Origin of the sequence: Chloracidobacterium sp. (genome assembly GCA_025057975.1) — a bacterium.
Taxonomy (GTDB): Bacteria; Acidobacteriota; Blastocatellia; order Chloracidobacteriales; family Chloracidobacteriaceae; genus Chloracidobacterium.
Window position 1 is genome coordinate 30,313 of sequence record JANWUV010000008.1, and the last position, 20,951, is coordinate 51,263.

The 20,951-nt window shown below is 60.0% G+C and carries 18 protein-coding genes; 10 read left to right on the plus strand and 8 right to left on the minus strand.

Annotated features, from left to right (window positions below; all coding sequences use genetic code 11):
• The first annotated feature begins 384 nt into the window (after positions 1–384).
• The 3 genes from NZ585_08455 (at position 385) to NZ585_08465 (ending at position 3,121) form a co-directional block, all read left to right on the plus strand.
• A complete protein-coding gene (locus NZ585_08455; protein MCS7080066.1) occupies positions 385–795 on the plus strand; it encodes a hypothetical protein in 411 nt (136 codons plus the stop codon).
• A gap of 72 nt (positions 796–867) precedes the next feature.
• Complete coding sequence (locus tag NZ585_08460) at positions 868–2,145, plus strand: glucose-1-phosphate adenylyltransferase (GenBank protein ID MCS7080067.1); 1,278 nt, start codon at positions 868–870, stop codon at positions 2,143–2,145.
• A 31-nt stretch (positions 2,146–2,176) separates the two neighbouring features.
• Positions 2,177–3,121 (plus strand): YihY/virulence factor BrkB family protein, encoded by a 945-nt coding sequence (locus tag NZ585_08465; protein MCS7080068.1) that lies wholly within the window; start codon positions 2,177–2,179, stop codon positions 3,119–3,121.
• Between the two features lie 116 nt (positions 3,122–3,237).
• On the opposite strand, the gene NZ585_08470 is transcribed toward NZ585_08465, so the two are convergent.
• Together NZ585_08470 and NZ585_08475 are read right to left on the minus strand one after the other, a co-directional pair.
• Positions 3,238–3,996 (minus strand): peptidoglycan-binding protein, encoded by a 759-nt coding sequence (locus NZ585_08470; protein ID MCS7080069.1) that lies wholly within the window; start codon positions 3,994–3,996, stop codon positions 3,238–3,240.
• Positions 3,997–4,090: 94 nt separating this feature from the next.
• Complete coding sequence (locus NZ585_08475) at positions 4,091–5,884, minus strand: SpoIIE family protein phosphatase (GenBank protein MCS7080070.1); 1,794 nt, start codon at positions 5,882–5,884, stop codon at positions 4,091–4,093.
• Positions 5,885–6,042: 158 nt separating this feature from the next.
• Here NZ585_08475 and NZ585_08480 point away from each other — a divergent pair, with 158 nt between their 5' ends.
• A complete protein-coding gene (locus NZ585_08480) occupies positions 6,043–7,209 on the plus strand; it encodes a redoxin family protein (protein MCS7080071.1) in 1,167 nt (388 codons plus the stop codon).
• Positions 7,210–7,332: 123 nt separating this feature from the next.
• Here NZ585_08480 and NZ585_08485 read toward each other — a convergent pair whose 3' ends face one another.
• On the minus strand, positions 7,333–8,241 hold the full coding sequence (locus tag NZ585_08485; GenBank protein MCS7080072.1) for a decaprenyl-phosphate phosphoribosyltransferase: 909 nt from the start codon (positions 8,239–8,241) through the stop codon (positions 7,333–7,335).
• 68 nt (positions 8,242–8,309) lie between these two features.
• Complete coding sequence (locus NZ585_08490; protein MCS7080073.1) at positions 8,310–10,100, minus strand: ABC transporter transmembrane domain-containing protein; 1,791 nt, start codon at positions 10,098–10,100, stop codon at positions 8,310–8,312.
• A 153-nt stretch (positions 10,101–10,253) separates the two neighbouring features.
• Between NZ585_08490 and NZ585_08495 the strand changes: the two genes are divergently transcribed.
• Positions 10,254–11,645, plus strand: coding sequence for a protein kinase (locus NZ585_08495; GenBank protein MCS7080074.1), 1,392 nt, complete (start codon positions 10,254–10,256; stop codon positions 11,643–11,645).
• 63 nt (positions 11,646–11,708) lie between these two features.
• On the opposite strand, the gene NZ585_08500 is transcribed toward NZ585_08495, so the two are convergent.
• Positions 11,709–12,356 (minus strand): Crp/Fnr family transcriptional regulator, encoded by a 648-nt coding sequence (locus NZ585_08500; GenBank protein ID MCS7080075.1) that lies wholly within the window; start codon positions 12,354–12,356, stop codon positions 11,709–11,711.
• A gap of 141 nt (positions 12,357–12,497) precedes the next feature.
• Entirely contained in the window at positions 12,498–12,683 is a 186-nt protein-coding gene (gene tatA, locus NZ585_08505; GenBank protein ID MCS7080076.1) for a twin-arginine translocase TatA/TatE family subunit, read from the minus strand.
• 305 nt (positions 12,684–12,988) lie between these two features.
• On the opposite strand from tatA, the gene galU reads away from it, so the two are divergent.
• The 5 genes from galU to NZ585_08530 all read left to right on the plus strand — a co-directional run bounded on the left by galU (position 12,989) and on the right by NZ585_08530 (position 18,712).
• Positions 12,989–13,852 carry a UTP--glucose-1-phosphate uridylyltransferase GalU gene (galU, locus tag NZ585_08510; GenBank protein ID MCS7080077.1) on the plus strand — a complete coding sequence of 288 codons (864 nt, stop codon included), beginning with the start codon at positions 12,989–12,991 and terminating at the stop codon, positions 13,850–13,852.
• An 84-nt stretch (positions 13,853–13,936) separates the two neighbouring features.
• On the plus strand, positions 13,937–16,066 hold the full coding sequence (locus tag NZ585_08515) for a S9 family peptidase (protein MCS7080078.1): 2,130 nt from the start codon (positions 13,937–13,939) through the stop codon (positions 16,064–16,066).
• A 44-nt stretch (positions 16,067–16,110) separates the two neighbouring features.
• Positions 16,111–16,695: a PAP2 family protein gene (locus NZ585_08520; GenBank protein MCS7080079.1), complete on the plus strand. Its 585-nt coding sequence runs from the start codon at positions 16,111–16,113 to the stop codon at positions 16,693–16,695.
• Between the two features lie 331 nt (positions 16,696–17,026).
• Complete coding sequence (gene serC, locus NZ585_08525) at positions 17,027–18,109, plus strand: 3-phosphoserine/phosphohydroxythreonine transaminase (protein MCS7080080.1); 1,083 nt, start codon at positions 17,027–17,029, stop codon at positions 18,107–18,109.
• Between the two features lie 162 nt (positions 18,110–18,271).
• Positions 18,272–18,712: a transcriptional repressor gene (locus tag NZ585_08530; GenBank protein ID MCS7080081.1), complete on the plus strand. Its 441-nt coding sequence runs from the start codon at positions 18,272–18,274 to the stop codon at positions 18,710–18,712.
• A 27-nt stretch (positions 18,713–18,739) separates the two neighbouring features.
• Here the strand turns inward: NZ585_08530 and NZ585_08535 are convergent, their stop codons facing one another.
• Both NZ585_08535 and hemL read right to left on the minus strand, forming a co-directional pair.
• A complete protein-coding gene (locus NZ585_08535; GenBank protein ID MCS7080082.1) occupies positions 18,740–19,288 on the minus strand; it encodes a DUF3299 domain-containing protein in 549 nt (182 codons plus the stop codon).
• Between the two features lie 81 nt (positions 19,289–19,369).
• Complete coding sequence (hemL, locus tag NZ585_08540) at positions 19,370–20,695, minus strand: glutamate-1-semialdehyde 2,1-aminomutase (protein ID MCS7080083.1); 1,326 nt, start codon at positions 20,693–20,695, stop codon at positions 19,370–19,372.
• Positions 20,696–20,951 lie beyond the last annotated feature (256 nt).

The window sequence follows — 20,951 nt, forward strand, 5'->3', positions numbered from 1 at the left end:
GCCGCCTCGCAACGGCTTTCCCACTCCCGTTGACGCGCTTCCTCGGCGACGTTCGCCCACGGATAACCGACCGGCGGACGCGCCATCCCGATCCGGTGCGGTTTGGGCGTCAGTCGTGCGCGAAAACAAGCCTGAATGCGCACAGGCGGCCATAGCGCGCACGGAGCCTACGTGCATCCGGCATCCCATCGGCCGCCGCGCCTTGGCTGCATTGACCTTTGCTCTGCTTCGGCCTGGGACCTTGAGGCTAAATGTCGTCGTTCCGGCGTCGTGCGTATGCGCTCGGCCTTGGTCACAGCTGATGAAACAGTGCTAGCATGCCCTACCGTCAGTGTAAGCGGTGGCGCAATGAACCAATCCTGAAAAACGAACCTCCTGAGTCGAATGTCCAAGGAAATGTTCCCAAACGCCGGGTCGGACGCGGCGGGCGCTTCCACGCTGAGCGCCGTTCCGCGCTCGGATTCGGATCATGACGCAAAACAACGCTTTGAAAAGTATCTCACCGAATGTGTTGAACGGTTGTTTACAGAAGTCAGCGCCCGGCTGGCTACCACGCTCCAGCAAACCCTTGGAAGACTGGTGACTGTGCAGTCCCGCGCCATTGACGTGATGGAAAAAATGGAAGCGGAACAGCGGTACATGCGCGCCCAAATTGAGCAGCTGACGGCTGAAATCGCCAACCTCCGGCGCGGCGCAGCGGCTCCGCAAGCGGTGCGTAGTCGCCGCCCTTGGACCCACCGCCACCGACGGCTATTTGTCATCCCGCGACCGCGGCTGCCGAAAACGCAGGACTAGTTCGGCGCAACGGCGCGGCGCTGAGCATCAGAACGCACAACGTTTTTAGGGAGCAAGACGATGGTTGGCGCAATGGATAAGGTTTTGGCCGTCATTCTCGGCGGCGGCAAGGGGACGCGGCTATACCCACTCACCCGCGAACGCTCTAAGCCGGCCGTACCGCTTGGTGGGAAGTACCGTCTGATTGATATTCCCGTCAGCAACTGCATCAACTCCGGTATTTCACGGATTCTGGTGCTGACACAGTTCAACTCAGCGTCGTTGAACCGCCATATCGCCCGGACATATCGGTTCAGTCAATTCACCAACGGCTTTGTCGAAATCCTCGCCGCCGAACAAACCCCTGACAACCCTGACTGGTTTCAGGGAACGGCGGACGCGGTGCGGCAAAACTTCCGTCACTTGAAAAGTACCCACGCGACGACGATTCTCATTTTGTCGGGCGATCATCTCTACCGCATGGACTACGCCAAGTTCATCGCCTACCACGAATCCTTCGGCAACGACGTGACGGTTTCTGTGACGGCAATCCCGCCGGACAACGCTTCAGAGTTTGGCCTCCTCAAGGTGGATGAAGACGGGCGAGTAATTGAATTTCGAGAAAAACCCACCGGAGCGGCGCTTGAAAGTATGCGGGTGGATACGACGCGGTTTGGTCTGTCGCCCGAAGAGGCCGCGAAACGGCCGTACTTGGCCTCAATGGGCATCTACGTGTTCAGGATGGATGTGCTGGAGGCGCTTCTACAGGACACCAGCCGCGTGGATTTCGGCAAGGAAGTTATTCCGCAGGCCATTCAAACCCATCAGGTCGGGGCCTATCTGTTCAACGGCTACTGGGAGGACATCGGGACAATCAGCGCCTTTTTTCGAGCCAACATGGAACTGACGGATGTCCTACCGCGCTTCAACTTCTTCGACATGGAAGCGCCTATTTACACCCGCCCACGCTTTCTGCCGGGCACAAAGGTACGCAACGCGCAGATTATCAACTCAATTATCAACGAAGGCTGCATTATTAATGAAGCCACTATCCGACGCTCAATCATAGGCATTCGCAGCCGGATTGAAAGTGGGACGCAGTTTGACCACGTACTGATGATGGGCGCAGACGAATATGAAACGCTGGACGATCTGCGAGAAAACCGGCTTGCTGGCCGGCCGGACATCGGTGTGGGCAAATTCTGCACCATTCGCAACGCGATCCTCGACAAAGGCGTTCGGATTGGCAACAATGTGCGGTTGCTGAATGAAGCCGGTGTCAAGGAAGCCGACGGACCGAATTATTTCATCCGCGACGGCATCATCATCATTCCCAAAGAGGCGGTGATTCCAGACAACACCACCATCTGAAGCGGATGAATGTGTAAGGAATTGCGCTGCCATGGGTTGGTTGCCGCACCTCCGCCGCCTGCTTTGGAAAACCGTCTTGGACACGCTTGAATACGACTGCATCGGCTTCGCCAAGGAAGCCGCTTACTCATTCGTCCTAACCTTTTTCCCACTGCTGTTGTTTTTTGTGTCGTCCTTTGCGGCGCTGGGAAGCGGGCAAACAGAGGTGATTTTGGAGGGCCTGCGGCGGATTATGCCGCCGGGCACCTTCAGCGTCGTTGAGACCTATTTGCAGCAACTGATGCAGGGGCGGCCGGGACAGGTGGCGCTTTTGTCGTTTTTCGCTACCCTCTTGCCGGCCGTCGGCCTGATTGCAACCCTTTCACGCGCCCTTGACCGCATCTACGACATTTCGCCGCGCCGTTCCTTCTGGCGGGAACAACTGCTGTGCTTGGAACTGGTGTTTATCGTCGGGTTACCGCTAGTGCTGGTCTCGGTCGCTGGCGTGGTCGGATCGCACCTCGAACACCTCATCACTCGTCTGAGCGGCGGCGTAATCAAATTCGGCTACGTATGGGCGGCGGCGCGGTGGTTTTTTATCGTGCTGAGCGTCTTTTTGATTCAAATGCTGCTGTATCGGCTGGCGCCCAGTCGTCCGCCCCGCTGGCGGCACATCCTGCCGGGGGCGGTCTTTGCAACGACGCTGTGGGGATTGGCGACGCTTGGTTTCGGTGTCTATGTGTCGAACTTCAGCGCCTATGGGCGGATTTATGGCAGTATTGGAACTGTCATCGTCCTACTGGTCTGGATGTACGTCATTGCGTTTGTCTTTCTAGTGGGTGCCGTGTTCAATCGTCGGCTAGCGATTCTGGAGCTTGAGCGCCGGTTTGAGCAGTTTTCCTCGTCAGACGCTCATGCCGCGCTACTGTCGGCCGTCACCGAGGAAATAGGCGAAGAGACGCGCGAGACGGACGCCGCCCGTCTCCGCAACAACTAGGGGATGGCCGCCGCAGGCCAACGACGACCATCCCAGGACGACCCACAGCGCAAAGACAGCCTGAACTGGGCATCAACGCCGGCGTGCGCCTGCCTCGCTGAAACGTTCTACCCTGCTTACTGCAAGGGCGGCGGTGTATCGGTTGGGGGCGGCGGCGGCAACTGTACCGGCGGCGCGGAGGTGTCACCCGCTTCCGAAGTGTGTTTCGTTAACCCCAGTCGCAGCAGCGCCGGGGCGGTTGGTGTACCAGTTTCCTTTATCCCGTTGGCACGCTGAAAGTTACGCATTGCTTCACGAGTACGCTCATCGTACCGTCCCGTGATCTCGCCTTCATAGAAACCGGCCTCCTTGAGTTTTTCCTGAATCTCACGGGTGCGGGCTTCAGGAATGACAAGGTTGCGCGGCGGGCGGTACGGTGCGACTTGCGGCGTACGGTAGGCGTACGCCGTCGCCCGGTTGCGCCGCATAGAGCGGCCGCGTCGCGCGAAGCGTCCGCGCCGACCGCGCACGCGATACCCACGGACGCTGCGGCTGCGCGCGACACGTCCGCGTCGGGCACGGAGGCCGCGCCCACGGATACGGCGACCGCGTAATCGCCGAACTCGTACACTGCGGCTGCGCGCGCGTGCGGCGCGGCCGCGACGGTTGCGTACCGTCACCCGCCGACCGCGTGCGTTGCGGGCGCGAGTGCTTTGGGCGCGACTGCGCCGTGTGCGGCGGTTACGTGCGCCAGTTGTGCGTCGCTTCTGCGGCCGCGCTATTTCCTCGGCATGAGCTTCCATCGGCGCAATCTGGTCCGGGAAGCCTGTTCCCGCCAGTAAACAGGCAATGATTAGCGCCATCTTGGCGCATATGGTTCGACTCCATTGCGGCATATGAGGGCTTCCTCGCTAGAAAAAGTTATCACTTGCGCCGTCACGCCCAACGTCCCTCCGCCTCAGTTCAGATGACTGATGGATCAGGCATGACTTACGATTTGAACGATTCTCGACGTTTAATGACGACTACCGTGATATCGTCTTCCGGTATCGCGCCGGATGCAAACGCCAGAGCCTGTTCAACAACCGTTTCACAAATTTCACGGGCGGGCAGATGCACGCACCGGCGGATGACGGCTTCAAGGCCATCATAGCCGAAGCAATGTCCGATGCGGTTTCTCAGTTCGGGAATGCCGTCGCTGTAAAGCACGAGAACATCCTGCGGGTCGAGTTGGTGGGTGACGACCGGAAGCCGCCCCAGCGTCGGACGGACGCCAAGCGGATAGTGCTCAAGCTCAAGGTCGGACAGGGCGCGTGACGCGGCGCGGTACAGTAGCGGGTAGGGATGCCCAGCGTTGCTTACCGTCACCGTGCCCGTCGGTAGGTCCAGCAAAACATAGCAGAACGTCATCAGGTCACGGCGCGTCCCATTCTCATAGATGAGCTTGTTCATCGTCTGCATCACGCTTTGTGGGTCACAGGCGACGCCAAGTTGGTTGAACAGCGCACCTTTGGCAAGCGCCATCAGCAGACCCGACGCCACGCCGTGGCCGGAAGCGTCGCCGATGACGACCGCGAGTCGGTCCTCGCCGACTTTGATGTAGTCGTAATAATCCCCACCGATGTCTTCCGCCGGACGCGACAGACCGGCGATGTCAAAACCCGGCGCAACCGGCTCAGACTGAGGCAACATTGAGGCCTGAATCCGAGCCGCCAACGCAATTTCCGTCTGGAGGCGCTGCCGCTTGATCTGTTCTTCAAGCAGGTAGGTATTTTCAATCTTGATCGCCGCCACGCTGGCGATGGTGGTCAACACTTCGAGGTCGTCCGGCGTAAAGCGGCGCTGGTAGGGATTTTCCACATAAATCAGCCCGTAGAGTCGCTCTCGAAAGACAAGCGGAACGCACATCACGGAGCGAATATCGCCGAGCGCAATCGAGTGACTGCCGGCAAACCGTGGGTCGTGGCGGGCGTCCGAGGTCAACACAGCCGACTTGGTGGTGAGAACGCGCTCTGTGATGCTTCGACACACCATCGCTTCACAAGGTGGAATCTCCCCAGCCTTGGTGCGCGCCACGCGACAAGCCAGTTCCTGCGAAGCGTTGTCATAGGTCAGGAGAAAGCCGCGCTCCGCCGGAAGCGATTCAAACACCAGCGTCATAATGTCCCGCAGGGTGTCGTCGAGACCCGCATTCGAAAGCAATGTGACGCCGACTTTGCTGACCAGCGCCAGTAAGTCGGGGCGGTGTCTCTGAAACTTGGCACCCAGGTTGGTTTCCGGCGCGGCGCGCGTGGCGTCCGCTGTCGTCGGTCGAGCCTCACCCGGGACAAGGGTCGGTGGTGGGTAACGCAAGCCGCCGGAACTGCGTTCAAACGCGCGGTGGACAATCTCATCCGCCGTACGGACATCGCCCAGCCCGATTTGCGCTTCAGGCACGGCCGTGGAGGAAGTCGCAGAGTAGGTCACCGACGGAGCCGCTGCCGGCGAGAAGCGATGTTCAGCCACGAGTTCAATATCGGTTTCGCCAATCCGAAAGCGGTCGCCAGCGCGAAGCCGAATCGGGCTCGTCACACGCTGCCCTCGATAATACGTGCCATTGGCGCTGTTGAGGTCCTCCAAAACATAGGTTTCGCCGTCCTGCCGGAGCGCGGCATGCAAGCGCGAGGCAAAGGAGTCGGCCACCATGATGTCCGCCCGGACGCTGCGCCCAAGGGTGTAACGCGGCTTAACGAGCAAAATCCGGTGCGGCGGCGCATTGTGCGAATGAATCACGAGGGAGTGCATGAGGTTTGGGCGCGGAAACCAGGATCGCCTGCATCAGACAGCTGCCGAAGCCGATAAGGGGTTGAAACATAGTCGAAAAGCAGGCGGGACGCCACCGTCGAACCGGCGGGGCGGCAGAGGTTGCGTCTCATTCGCCGCCGGATCACAATGCCGACTGTATGTTTTTTCTCATTCTAGCTTTCATTCTGGGGGTATTGGACGGACTGTGGTTGCCGCCGAGCGCGCGGAGGTGGCCATGGGCGGTCGTCATTGGTCAGGGCTTAGCGCGCATTGTGTGGTGCGGCGCATTAGGCGTCTTGGCTGGACAGCTCGGTGTATGGGTGGTTGAGGCATCGTTCCTCCTTGGGCTTGGGCGGCGGGTGTTGTTTGTTCCGGCGGCGGTGTTGGCGTTGTTGTCGGTATGGTGGTTGGCGCAGCGGTGGCGTTTGAGCCGAGCCGAGCGCGTGGAGGTGCGTCACGGGCATCCGTTGGCTAGGGTCGTGCGTGTTTCGACGTTGCTGACGGCCGCGCTCGTACTGGCGATGACGACGTGGGAGGTTCGTCAGGCTGCCATAACGCTGCTATGTTTTGCTTTTGGGGCGCTGCCGTTTGAGAGCGCGCGCTTCCTGTTGCCAAACATGCTGCGCACTGCATTGCTGCGTCCAGTCGCCGCTTCGGGAGCGGTCGGCGTAAAGTGCTTGGCGGCGTTGGTGTTGGCGGCGGCCGGTTGGGGCTACGACGTGTTTACGGGACGCACCTTGGGCGACGACCTTGATCACTTGGGGCATGCCGTCTCCAATGACGAGTCCGTGGTGGCGATTGGCGCTCAGGTGCCGGAAGTTGTCTTCAAAGGACTAGATGGACGGGTGGTTCGCCTGAGCGATTACCGTGGGAAGGTCGTCGTGTTGGTCGCCGTTGGGACGCGCTGCCCCTGTGTGGAAGCCTACCGCGCTCGACTCAACGCACTGGCGCAGGAGTACGCCGCGCGCCAAGTCGTGTTCATTGGTTTCAACCCAAACGCCAATGAATCTCGCACCGAGGTTGCCATGCGCCAGAAGTCGAAGCCGTTTGTGTTCCCAGTGGTCATAGACGAAAACCAACAGGCGACAGACGCGCTGGGCGCAACCTGTATGACAGAGTGCTTTCTGGTGGACGCACAAGGCCGTTTGCAGTACCACGGGCGCATTGACGACAACACCTATCACCCGGAGCGGGTGACGACCCACCTCCTGCGTGACGCCCTGGAAGCGGTTTTAGAGGGGCGGCCGGTCAACGTCCTATGCCGTCCGGCCATTGGATGCGCCATCGTCCGTCGGAAGCCCGGCGAGTGGGTAGGACAGCAGTAAAGAGATGCCGTATCGAGCGAGTTTGCTCGTACCTGTGTCGAGGAATCAGCTCGTGATTGCGCAGAGACCCCAGAGCAATGTTTCTACGCGCTGCCGCGACCGTAGCGCGCCCGCCGGCGACACTCAACGCAGCCAGTAGAGGACAACCACGACCGTCAGCCCATAGAACGCCAAGTTGACCAATGATGCGCCGTCGTTAAGGAGCGTCTTTTCCGGGCTGCCGCCAAGCTGTCGCCGGTGGATGAGGTACAGGTAGCGAAAAATCCCGTAGAGGACGAACGGCACAGTGAAGACCAAGTTGGTCGTCCCGAACTTAGCCACTGTTTCCGGCGCGACCGTGTAGAACGTGTAGCAAACAACCGTCGCCGCCGTCACAATGGCGATCATCTGGTCGAGCAGTTCAATTGTGTATTCGCCCAAAATGCGTCGGTGCGCCGTCGCGCCGTCTTCAAGTAGTAGCAACTCATGCCGCCGCTTGCCGAGCGCGAGAAACAGCGACAGTAGCATTGCGCAGATGAGCAGCCATGAGGAGATCGTCACGGCAATAACCTGTCCACCTGCGACTGCACGCAGCACAAAACCGGCGGCGATACAGCCTACGTCGAGGATGACGACATGCTTGAGACGGACGGTGTAGGCCACCTGTAAAAGGAAGTACGCCACAGCCGTCCAGGCGAAGGCGGTCGAAAGCCAAAAAGCCGCAATCAGCGACCCTAGCGACAGCGTGAGGCAGGCGGCGACGCCAACCGGAATCGGCAGCGCGCCCGACGCCAGCGGCCGCTGGCGCTTGGTCGGATGCGCGCGGTCGTTCTCGATGTCAAGCAGGTCGTTGAGTAGATAAACGCCGCTGCTGAGCAGGCAAAACACAACGCAGGCGGCGCACACCAGTAGGGTTTCGCGCCGGTGGAAAAGGTTTTGTGAGAAAAGCAGCGCTGGAAACAGCAGGATGTTTTTCGTCCACTGCTGCGGACGCATCGCCTTGAACAGGGTTACTGGAAGGGAAACGACAGGCGAGGCAACGGCGGTCGGCATCGTTTGCGAATATAGCCGAATCAACGCGCCGTACGGTAGCGCCCACCAATTGCGCAGGGCAGTCTGCGTTAAGTCGGTGCAGCGAACTGAAGTTCGTACAACCGCCGGTAGGCGCCATGCGCGGCCGCCAGTGCGGCGTGCGTCCCGGCTTCAACAATGCGACCGCGCTCAAAAACCAGAATCCGGTCGGCGCGTTGGACGGTGGTCAGCCGGTGAGCAATGACCAGCGTCGTGCGTCCCTGCATCAACGCGGACAGCGCGGCTTGTACCGCCTGTTCGGATTCCGCATCGAGCGCCGAGGTCGCTTCATCCAGCAGCAAAATGGGCGCGTCGCGCAACAGCGCGCGGGCGATGGCGATCCGCTGCCGCTGTCCGCCGGAGAGGTTGCGCCCAGCTTCCCCAATGCGCGCATCGTAGCCGCCGCGTTCAATAATGAACTCGTGGGCGTAGGCCGCCCGCGCGGCGCGTTCAATGTCGGCGCGCGTCGCGTCCGGTTGTCCGTAGGCGATGTTGTCGGCGAACGTGCCGTCAAACAGCACCGTTTCCTGCGGGACATACGCCATCAGCCGCCGCAGCGCCGCGCGCGTTAGGCGGCGAATGTCCATCCCGTCTATGGCGATGACGCCCCGGTTGGGATCGTAGAACCGCAGCAGGAGCGCAAAGACGGTGCTTTTGCCGCCGCCGCTTGGCCCGACCAACGCCACGGTTTCCCCACGGCGAACGGTGAATGTCACGCCGTCCAGCGCCGGCGTGGTCGCCTGTGGATAGGTGAAGCCGACATCGGTGAACGTCAGCGTCTGGTGAAAGGTCGCCTTTGTCAGGGCGTTCGGCGCGTCGGCGACCGTCGCCGGTTCGTCAAGGAGGGCAAACAGCCGCCCGGCGGATACAAGCGCCTGTTGGTAGGCGTGATACGTTTGCGTCAGCTTGCGAATCGGATCGTAGAGCCGGACGAGCGCCAGCAGCGTCGCCGTGAACGTCCCGGCTGTGAGTTCCCCGGCGGCGATGAGCTGGTGCGTGTAGAAAATGACGCCCGCGCCGACCGCAACGCCCAGCAGATCGAGCAGGGGGGACGGCAAAAACAGCGCGCGCGCCGTCCGTAGGTTGAAGCGCCGAAGGCGCTGGATGGCTGCTTGAAATCGCGCCCGTTCGTAAGCCTCTGCGCCGTACGCCTGAACGATGCGATAGCCGGCCAGCGTCTCACTCGCCAAGGCCAACACATCCTCAATAGCCTGCTGCGTGGCGCGCCCAGCCTGACGCAAGCGGCGGCCGAAAATGCTGGTGAGCGTCGCCAACAGCGGGACGACCGCCAGCGTTAGCAGCGTGAGCTTCCACGACAGCACTAACGCCAGCCCGAGCAAACACAGAAGCGTAAACCCTTCGCGTAGAGCGTCTGCTAGATATTGCGCCACGCCGGACTGCACCTTTTCGATATCCGTGATGAGACAGTTGGTGATCTCGGCGGTGCGCCGACGGTCGAAGAAGGGAGCCGACTGGTCGAGTACACGTGCGAAAAGCGCCGTTCGCAGAGTGACGATGACCGATTGCCCGACGGAGGTGAGCAAAAAGTTGGCGGTGAATTCCGCAACGCCGCGTAGCAGGCTGAAACCAACGAGCAAGCCGAGTACGATCACCCAATACGCGCCGCCGGACGGCAACCAGTCGCTTAGACGCGGCAGGGAAAACCCGCCGACGTTGACGGGCGGCCCATCCAAAGTGACGCCCAAGCCATCGAAGATCGGTTGAATCAGAGCTGTTCGAGCCGCTTCAAAGAAGCCTACGCTGGCGGCGGCAAAAACGGCGACGGCAATTCGTCCGGTGTAGGGTCGTGTGTAGCGGAGCAGTCGCAGCAGGTTGTTCATGACGGAGCAGCGGCGTCAAAGCCTTGTTTCAGCCTTTTACCATGGTGGTGTGCCGGCGGTTGAACCCGGCGACCGGCGGAGCTTCTACCGTGGCCGGCGGCGTCACGGTAGGATGTCCGCTGTCCTGTGACGCCGTGCAAGGGAGAGAGCAGGGTGACCGTTCTCCGGCTGGAAAACGTAGAACTAGATGGACGTTACCGCGTTGAGCGCCATCTGGCGACCGGCGTCGAAACGGCGATTTTTCTGGCATTGGACAACGTCGCTGGTCGGCCGGTCGTCGTCAAGGCGTTTATCGCCCACCTGCGTAGTTTGTCGCCCGCGGCTGAACCATCCCATCCGCGTCTGGAGGCGTTTCGCCGCGAAGGGCTGTGGCTGGATCGAGTAAGTCACCCGAACATTGTTCAGCGACTAGCAAGCGGAAGGGCGTACGACTTAACTGGCGTGGCGTTTGATTACCACGTTCTTGAGTACCTTGCCGGGGGGTCGTTAGCCGCCCTGAGTCGGTCGGCAGGTGGATTGCCGCCGGATATGGCTCTGCGCTTGTTGCGTCAAGCGGCGGCGGCGCTTAGTCACTGTCATGCGCTTAGCGTCGTCCATGGCGACGTGGAACCAACCAATCTACTCCTGACAAGCGATCACCAAACGTTGAAGCTCGCTGACTTCGGCGCCGCCGCTGATGACGAAACACCGCGTCGTGGAGACCAAGCGGATGCCAATCGCTTGCGTATCTACGCCCCGCCGGAATGTCGCGCCGTAGCGCCTATGTCGGCGGCGACCGACGTGTACGGTTTAGCGAAGACTCTTTACGCCGTTCTGGCCGGCGAGCCGCCAACGGCCTACGTCGGCGAGCCAATTGGCGCGTTGCCGCCACGTCTCTCCGCTTGGCCGACAGCGGAGGCGCTGCTCGGTGTCCTGCGGCAGGCGACAGCGACACTAGTGACAGCACGCTATCCGAGCGTCGCCGCTTTCTGGTCGGAAGTAGAGCGTGTTCTAACGCCGCCAGCGACGGTTGAAACGACATTGACGTTGGTGCCCACGCCGGCTGGCCCCGCGCTAGAGGCCACAAACGGCGTGAGCGACCAACAGAGGAAACGACAGGATAAGGAAGACGACGCACCAGTTGCGAAAGCGACGGCGGAGATGGTCTCCGACTCCTCGCCAACTGTTCCACCGACGATAACACGGCTGATTGGCGTCGGGGTCTGTCTGGCAGCCTTAGTGTTGTTTATTGGCGGGCTGACGGCGCTTTACCGTTTGGCGCGCGCCTCCGTACGCGAGTATGTCCAGCGCCGGACGCCGCCGACAGCTCCAGCGCGGCCGCTGTTCAAAGTTAAAGTTGTGACGCCGACCAAAGTGTACGCCGCGCCAACGGATAACCCAACGCCGCGTGATTGGCTGGGTGACCTTGCGGCCGGCGTCGAAGCAGATGTGCTGGAAATGAAGGGTGACTTTTACCGCATCCGACCACAGAAATGGGCGCGTCGCAAAGCAGCACTGGTGACGGAAGGATGGGTTCTACGTGAGCAGGTGGACGGCGGCTTTTGAGCGGCGCGCAGGCGGCGCGTCCGCCGCCTGTCAGCTGCGGGATGGAGGCCGTCCTGGGCGGCCTCAAGTGGTGACAAGGAACTGCCGCAACTTTTCCACATGGGGACTGACCTCGCTTCGCCGGTAGTCAATCAGCCCTTCCTCGCGGAACTGGTTCATAATCGTCGTGATGATTTCGCGGGACGTACCGACCATTTGCGCCAGTTCTTCATGCGTCAGTCGTAGCCGCTCCAAACCGGAGTCGCTGCTCGATTTGAGCAAGACGCGCGCCAAGCGGCGCGTCGTGTTGTCAAACGCAAGGGTTTCAATCTGCTGCTGCGCTTCCGAAAGCCGCTTGCAAAACAGCGAGAGCATATCCAACAGCGCCTTCGGATTCTCCCGCAGCATCGCCAGAAAGTCGTGAACGCGAATCGCCAACACGCGCGTGGACTCCATGGCCACCGCCTGATCGCTGCGGCGGTCGTCCACCTCACAGAAACACAACTCGCCGAAAATCTCGCCGGCGCGGTGAATGCTGATAATCTTCTCTTTGCCGTCGTCTGAAACGCGCGTGATTTTGACGCTTCCTGACAGGATGTAAAAAATGTGGTCGGCGGGATCATCGAGATGATAAATCGTTTCATTGCGGTGGTATTCCCGCTCACTACTGACGTTACGAATCTCGTTGAGCTGGCCTTGAATAAACTCTGCAATCGGGTCAATCGTGCTCATAACGGAACCGCCTCGGTGTGGATAAGCAGGGACGCCACCGCCGGGTGGCCGCCGCCATCCGGCGAACATACCAAAAACCTTGATGTTATGCGGGGACGCCTGATGACCGTCACGAGAAAGGCGCAGAGCCGCCTGCTACGCTCACTCCTTGGATGGCAGCGTCGGAAGTTCCTTGCGTTTGGCTTCCTCCGGGTCTTCACTGAGAGCCTTCTTGAAGTTGCGAATGCCAGTCCCAAGTCCGGTGAAAAGTTCGGGAATCTTCTTCGTCCCAAACAACAGCACGACAATGAGACCGATGAAGAGGATTTCCCACATGCTCAGGTTCATACTCTACGTGGCTCCTCCGCAGCCGGGCCTGCCAGCCAAGGTGACTTCATACTAAGAGTGTGTCGGGATACTGTCAATTGAACTCCACGCAGTCCCTTCATTGTCGAGACAGCGTTCCCCAGCGCCGCCGTCCGCCGCCTGCATCCCACACTAGGTAAGATGACCGTAGCGCCACACACGGATTACACTCGCACAGTTTGGACGGGTTAGCGTATCGTTGGGCGCTCAGAAGGCTACGTTTGCCGTGCGCTTGTCGGCGTTGTCCGCCAAGGGCGCGTTCATTTTTCATTCAGAAAAGCACCGCTATGAAAAAAATTCGGAAAGCCATCTTTCCCGCCGCCGGACTCGGCACCCGTTTCTTGCCGGCCACCAAAGCCCAACCTAAGGAGATGCTGCCGCTGGTGGACAAACCGCTCATCCAGTACGGCGTTGAAGAAGCCATCTTGAGCGGCATCGAACAAGTCATCATCGTGACCGGACGCGGCAAAAACGCCATCGAGGATCACTTCGATATTTCCTTCGAGCTGGAACAACTGTTGCGCGAGAAAGGGAAACTCGACCTGCTCGAACAGGTGCAGGAAATCTCGAAAATCAATATTTCCTACGTCCGTCAGAAGCAGGCGTTGGGGTTAGGTCATGCCGTGCTGGTGGCGCGCGATCTGGTCGGCGACGAGCCGTTCGCCGTCATTCTCGGCGATGACATTGTGGACTCCAAGGTGCCCTGCCTGCGGCAAATGATTGATGTGTATGAGCGTTACGGCCGCTCAGTCATCGGCACGGCGCGCGTCGAAGGCGAAGCCATTTCGCGCTTCGGCGTGCTAGCGGTGGACCCGATTGAAGAGCGCGTCTATAAAATCCGCGACATGGTGGAAAAACCACCATTCGCCGAAGCGCCATCCAATCTAGCTATCATTGGTCGGTACATTCTCATGCCAGAAATCTTCGACGTACTCGCTAAGACGCCCAAAGGGGCCGGCGGCGAAATTCAGCTTACGGACGCCATGCGTCTGCTGCTGAAGGAACAAGCGATGTATGCGCATGAGTTTATTGGCGTCCGCTACGACGCCGGCGACAAGCTTGGCTTTTTGATGGCGACCGTCGAGTTTGCGCTCCAGCGCCCCGATCTTGGGCCGGAGTTTCGCGCCTACCTCAAGTCGCTCGCCTTGTAGGATTCGACCTCTCTGCGCTCACCAAAACTGCGTCCGCCGGCCTCATGCAGCGCCGGTCAAGGGCGCTCTTCTGCACACGAAGCCATGCACCGGAACAGAAAGCCAATTGCCGCTCTTTCATTGTTGCTCTTCATCGCGCCAACTTCGCTCAGCCTACGCGCCCAAACGTCTAGCCCAACCACGGCGAAACGCCCCATCACCCACGAAGACGTTTGGCTGATGAAGCGCGTCGGCGCACCTGTACCGAGTCCGAACGGTCTGCTGGTGGTCTTTTCCGTAGTCGAGCCAGCCTACGATCCCAAGGATCAAGCCAGTGATTTGTGGCTGGTGCGCGGCGACGGCGGCGCGCCGCCACGCCGGTTGACCTTCACAAAGGCGGCCGAAAGTGATGTTACGTGGAGTCCCGACGGGCGGCGGATTGCCTTTGTCACTAAGCGCGAAGGGGATGAAGTGGGACAGGTCTATCTTCTGGATGTCGTGGAAGGCGGCGAAGCGCAGCGAGTGACATCGCTTTCCACTGGCGCAAGCGCCCCACGCTTTAGTCCTGACGGCCGGACGCTGCTGTTTTCAAGCGTTGTTTTTCCAGGTGCGCTCACCGACGCCGACAACCAACGCATTGCGGCTGAGCGCAAGGCGCGCAAATACAAGGCGCGGGTCTATGACGGCTATCCCATCCGACGGTGGGATCACTGGCTTGAAGACACGCAAACTCACCTATTCGTTCAGTCGCTTGACGGCGGCGAGCCGGCGCGCGATTTGCTCGCCGGAACCAAACTCGTCGCCGGACCGGGTTTTGGCGGCCGCGAAACCAACGCCGCCGATACTCTCGACGCCATATGGACGCCCGACGGCGCAAGCGTGGTGTTTACAGCGACGACCGAGCGGCATACAGCGGCCTACGCGCCGGTTGAGACGCATCTGTACGTTGTCGGCGTGCAGGGTGGCGAACCACGTCAACTGACCGCCAAGGGCCACAGCTACACCCGTCCCGCCTTCGCTCCTGACGGCCGGACGCTCTACGCTCTGCGGCAACCGACGACGGAGGGGAAGGTCTATCACCTTGACCGCTTGGTGCGCTTCGATTGGCGGGACGGACAGGCGGTGGGCGAGAGACTGCTCGCGCCGGATTTTGACCGTTCGGTGGAGTCGTTCGGCGTTGCGCCTGACGGGAACACCGTCTATGTCACGGCCGAAGACGCTGGTCACGAAAAACTTTTCGCGCTGCCAGCGCGCGGCGGGACGGCTAGGCCCGTTTTGGACGTAAAGCTCGGCTGTTATGTCAATCTAGCTGTTCCGCCGAAAGCCGAAAAACTCCTACTGTTCGCCAACTGGGAGAGCGCCGTCAATCCGGCCGAAATCGTACGGATTGATCCGGCGGCTGGTCGTCATACGGCGCTGACCGCCTTCAACACGGCTGCCGCCGCACAAATTGACTGGCAACCGCTTCAGCACTTCTGGTTTACCAGCCGCGCTGGCAAGCGTATTCACAACATGCTGGTCCTGCCGCCCGGTTTCGATCCCAACCGGAAGTACCCCATCTTCGCCTTCATTCACGGCGGGCCACACACGATGTTCCGCGACCAGTTTTTCCTACGCTGGAACTACCACCTGCTGGCGCAGCCAGGGTATGTCGTCGTGTTGACGAACTACACTGGCTCGACAGGTTTTGGGGAACAGTTCGCGCAAGCCATTCAGGGCGATCCCTTTGGGACGTGCGGCAGCGAGATTACCGAAGCCGTGGACGCGGTCGCGGCGGCGTTTCCCTATGCGGACGGCGAGCGAGTCGCCGCTGGCGGGGCCAGCTACGGCGGCCACTTGGTAAACTGGCTGCAGGCGACGACGACACGCTACAAATGCCTCATCTGTCACGCTGGATTGATTAACTCGGAGTCACAGTACGGCGCGAGCGATACGAGCTACTTCCGGGAGTTGATGAACGGCGGGCCTGTCTGGGAGCAGAATGAAACGTGGCGCAAGCAGAACCCCATCCGGTACGCCGCCAACTTTCAGACGCCGATTTTGCTCACCATCGGCGAGAACGACTTTCGCGTCCCGCTTAGCCAGACGCTAGAGAACTGGACAATCCTTCAGCGTCGTCGCGTGCCGAGCCGTCTGATTGTTTTTCCTGAAGCGAATCACTGGATTCTCCGGGGCGAAGACAACAAGTATCTGTTTCAAGAGGTTCATGCTTGGCTGGCAAAGTATCTGCGCTGAAGCGTTTCACATTCCGTTCACAGACGAGTGGTTATCTACGAGGCATGAAGTTATTGGTGTCGCGCATTCTGTCGGACGTGTTCAACCCACTCGTCAACGCGGCGGCGGCGTTTCTCATCATCATTGCCACCGACGCCAATCATCAGGGCGCGAGTAAGCCGCTAGCGGCGGCGACGGCGATTGTGTTTGCAACCGCCCTGCCACTCTCAGCCCTGCTCATTATGAAGCGGCGCGGTCTCATTACGAACGTCAACATTGACCGGCGCGAGCAGCGGACGCGCCCGTTTTTGCTGGGAATTCTCTGCTACACGGTCGGCTTTATTTGCCTCAAACTGTTCCAGGCCCCCCGCTTGGCGCAGGGGCTGATGTTTTGCTACGCGGTCAATACGACGGTCATTCTGGCGATTACGCGCTACTGGAAAATCAGCGTCCATGCGACTGGCATCAGCGGCCCGCTCGTAGCGCTCTATTATCAGCTTGGGGCGGCTGTGCTGCCCTACTTCAGCTTGATTCCGCTTGTCTGCGCTTCGCGCGTCGTAATGAAAAAGCATACCATCGGGCAAGTTGTTGCTGGGACAGCGCTGGGGCTGACCGCCACCGCCGCCCAAATCACACTTTTGTTCCGCTGACTTTGTTCCGCTGATGGCGATATGCCTCCGTCGCCGGCCGAGACTTGGCGCGCAAGTGCGCCATGCAAACCCTTCGCTGTTTTGAAAGCCGATGAAAACGCCGGTTGAAACCCGCTTCGTAGATTGGGCGGGCGGCGCTGCTGACTGCTCGGCTGACTGAGCGCTACATCTCCTTGAAACCCACTCTGAGCGCCTGTCTAAATAAGGCATTGGGAGAGACTATAATAACCCCTCCAATATCTTGTCTTTGTACCACGCCCTCTGCGTCACTGGTTATTTCGGATAGGCTTCAAGCGCAGCGGTTTTCTTTGGAAAGGCTAGAAGGTCGCTTATGAAACGTTGTCACAACTTCAACGCTGGGCCGGCTGTCTTGCCTGTCCCGGTGCTGGAACGCATCCGCGACGAAATGTTGAGTCTACCGGGCGTCGGCATGTCTGTGCTGGAAATCAGCCATCGCTCGAAAACCTTTGAAAACATCCTGACCGAAGCGGAAAACCGCCTGCGGCGCTTGCTGAAGGTTCCCGACACGCACCATATCCTGTTTTTGCAGGGTGGCGCGAGTTTGCAGTTCAGCATGGTCCCGCTCAACTTTCTGCCCAAGGACGGCGTCGCCGACTACATCGTGACGGGGAGTTGGTCGGAGAAAGCCGTTGAGGAAGCGCGTAAAATCGGGCGGGTTAACATTGCCGCGACGACCAAAGCTGAAAGCTACGCCCGCATTCCGACGCAGAGCGAACTGCGCCTTGATCCAAGGGCGGCGTATGTGCACTTCACCTCGAACAACACGATTTTTGGGACACAGTGGCGCCAAGAGCCGGAAGTCGGCGAGGTCCCGCTAGTGTGTGACGCTTCATCGGACTTTTTGAGTCGGCCGCTGGAAGTCAGCAAGTACGCGCTCATTTACGCTGGCGCGCAAAAGAACGCTGGCCCAGCGGGCGTCACCATTGTTATTGTGCGCGACGACTGGCTGGCGCGCATTCCAGAAGGATTGCCGACGATGCTCGACTACCGGACGCACGTCAGGCATCGCTCGCTGTACAACACGCCGCCGGTGTTTGCGATTTACGTCGTTGGGCTAGTGTTGGAATACCTTGAGACCCGAGGCGGGTTGGCGGCTGTGGCCGCCGCCAACGCCGAAAAGGCCGGACGGCTCTACGCCGCAATTGACGGCAGCGGTTTCTATCGCGGGACGGCCGAGTGCAACTCCCGCTCCCTGATGAACGTGTGTTTCCGCTTGCCTAACCCTGATCTGGAAGCTGTCTTTCTGAGGGAAGCCGCCGCCAATGGTTTTGAGGGGTTGGCCGGGCATCGTTCGGTCGGCGGCATCCGCGCTTCGCTTTACAATGCCCTGCCAATGGAAAGCGTGACGGCGCTGATTGACTTCATGGGCGATTTTGCCCGCCGTCATGGGTGAGGCGGCGCCCTGAGCAGGTCGTCAAAGGCATGTAATACCTAGCGTATTGACGGTTTATCCCCAACGCTTTAGGCTTCGCAACTGAGAATCTTCTGAAAAAAAGCGCGAGCTGCAGCACACGGCAACCGCGTCGGCGGGCGTCGGGTAAGATGAGGGACAGCGATGACGTTCGATGAAGCTTTGGGCGTCCTCAAAAAGCGCGGACAGAAAATGACGCCGCAGCGCTCAACTATCCTCCGGATTTTGATGGAGTCCGCGCGTCCAATGACGGCGCAGGAAGTACACCGCGAAGTGACGAAGCTGCATCCGCACGTCAGCCTTGATACCGTTTATCGCAACCTGACGTTGCTGACGGACGTGGGGTTGGTGCATCAGTCGAATCTTCAAAATCGGGATGTTGCACGGTTTGAGTTTCAGGGCGATGAGCATCGCCACTACGCCATCTGTCTCAACTGCCACAAAAGCATCCGCCTCGATTGGTGTCCGATTGAGACCAAACTGATGACGCAGGCGCTGCGCAGGCAGTTTTCGATTGTCAAGCATGCATTTGAGGTGTACGGCTACTGCGCCGAATGCCATTTCGCCCGCGCCGCATCGGCTTGAATAGCTTGCGCGATTGGGCGACGACGGTCATTCAACGGCGCGGCCCTCGGTGAGAGGATGGATCGCCGTTGCTTGAAGCCGCAACAAGCTGGTTACATAACCGTCTTCCCATTCCGGTCCGACAGAAAGGGTCCCACGGACGACAACCGGCTCACTATAACTGGCGACCTTGAGCTGGCCAGCGCGGACTAAAATCATGTGCTGTAGCATGGGTGGCGCCCCAAAGCAGCAGCCGTTGGCGGATTGCGTCAGTAGAAACTCCGTCTGCCCCGTCGGACTGTAGAGCGGTAGTGCAAAGCCAGCGATTTCGACCTGCTTGCCGTCCAGCGCCTGAAGCTCTGGCGGGGGTGGCGTCGGCGTTGTCGCCCGTGGGTCAAAGTCATAGTTGGCGTTCTTGATATAGTCGAAACGCAGCCGAATAACGTCGCCTTCAACGGCGAGCGGACGCCGCCCATTTGCTGGCGGGCGAGCTGTTGGTTGCGGCGCAAGCAGGCTGCCCAGCACCATGAGCAGGAGCAGACTGCCCAGACCAAGATAGGGCGCATGGGCGCGGATTTGCTCAGTGAAACGCGGCATTCGTGGAGTGTCAGGCAAAGGCGGCTCGACCTCTGAGCCGCCATGGTGGTTGGCGCAAAAGATGCGCGCCCGATTGGCTGTTCAGGCGGAATTCGCCGTCAACTTACTAAGCGCGCGTTCAGCCGCCGCTAGCGTCGCCTCCACAACTTCATCCGTATGCGCTAGACCCATGAAAGCCGCCTCGTACTGTGACGGTGGCAAGTACACGCCTTCCTGGAGCATAGCGTGGAAAAACCGGGCGAAGAGCGCCGTATCGCTTTTTGAGGCCGAGTCCCAATCCGTCACTTCGCCGTCGGTGAAGAAGATTGTGAACATCGAGCCGACTCGGTTGAGCGTCGCCGGAAAGCCCGCCTTGTGAATGAGGTTGAGAAGCCCTTCAGCGACCTTTTTAGCTTGCCGGTCTAGCGTTTCGTACACACCAGGCTGCTGAAGCAAGCGCAGGGTGGTCAAACCAGCCGCCATCGCTACCGGATTGCCAGATAATGTGCCTGCCTGATAGACCGGACCAACCGGGGCGACGCAGTCCATAATCTCGGCGCGACCACCATAGGCGGCAGCCGGCAGGCCGCCGCCCATGACCTTGCCCAAGCACGTCATGTCGGGCGTGACGCCGTACAACTCCTGTGCGCCGCCCCGCGCCAGCCGAAAGCCAGTCATCACTTCATCAAAGATGAGCACCGCGCCGTGTTTTTGCGTCAGGTCGCGTAGGCCCTGCAAGTAGCCGGGTTTCGGAATAACGCAACCCATGTTGCCGACCACCGGCTCGACGATGACGGCAGCAATGTCGTCCGGGTAAGCTGCAAAGGCGGCTTCAACAGCGGTCAGGTCATTGTAAGGAACGGCAATGGTCTGCTGGGAGACTTCGACCGGAACACCGGGGCTGTCCGGCAGGCCCAACGTAGCGACGCCCGATCCAGCCTTCACAAGAAAAGCGTCGCCGTGACCATGGTAGCAGCCGATGAACTTGATGATTTTGCGCCGACCTGTGAAGCCGCGCGCGACACGGATGGCGGCCATAGTCGCCTCTGTACCACTGCTGACCATCCGCACTTTCTCAATCGACGGCACCAGCGAGACTATCAGTTCGGCAATTTCCACTTCCAGCTCTGTCGGCGCGCCGAACGACGTGCCGCGTTCGATGACGGCGCGAATCGCCGCCAGCACTTCCGGGTGCGCATGGCCGAGAATCATCGGTCCCCACGAGCCGATGTAGTCCACGTACCGCTTGCCGTCCACGTCGGTCATGTAGGGACCGTGCGCGGAACGAATGAACAACGGCGTACCGCCGACGCCGCGAAAAGCACGGACAGGGCTGTTGACCCCACCGGGAATGACGGTGCGCGCCTGCTCAAAAAGCGTCTCCGACCGACTTGGGCCGATTTTTTCAGTTTCCAAGGTGAAAGGCATGGTGATGTTCAGAGAAAATTGACAGAAAGTGTGGGCGCTTCGCCTGAAGTCAGCGGTAAAACCGCCGTTGCGTCCACAAGGCAATGAATGCCAAGGGGGCGACCGCCCGGCTTTCTTGGGCGACGGAAGAGCTTTTAGCGCCGATGGCGTTGTGAGTCAAATCTGCTAAACGGGCGCATCGCCAGGCTAGTCGGATCTCAGTCCCCCGGATTGGCGCTGCGCGTCAGTTCGTTGCCAGTAAGAAACGACCTTCGGT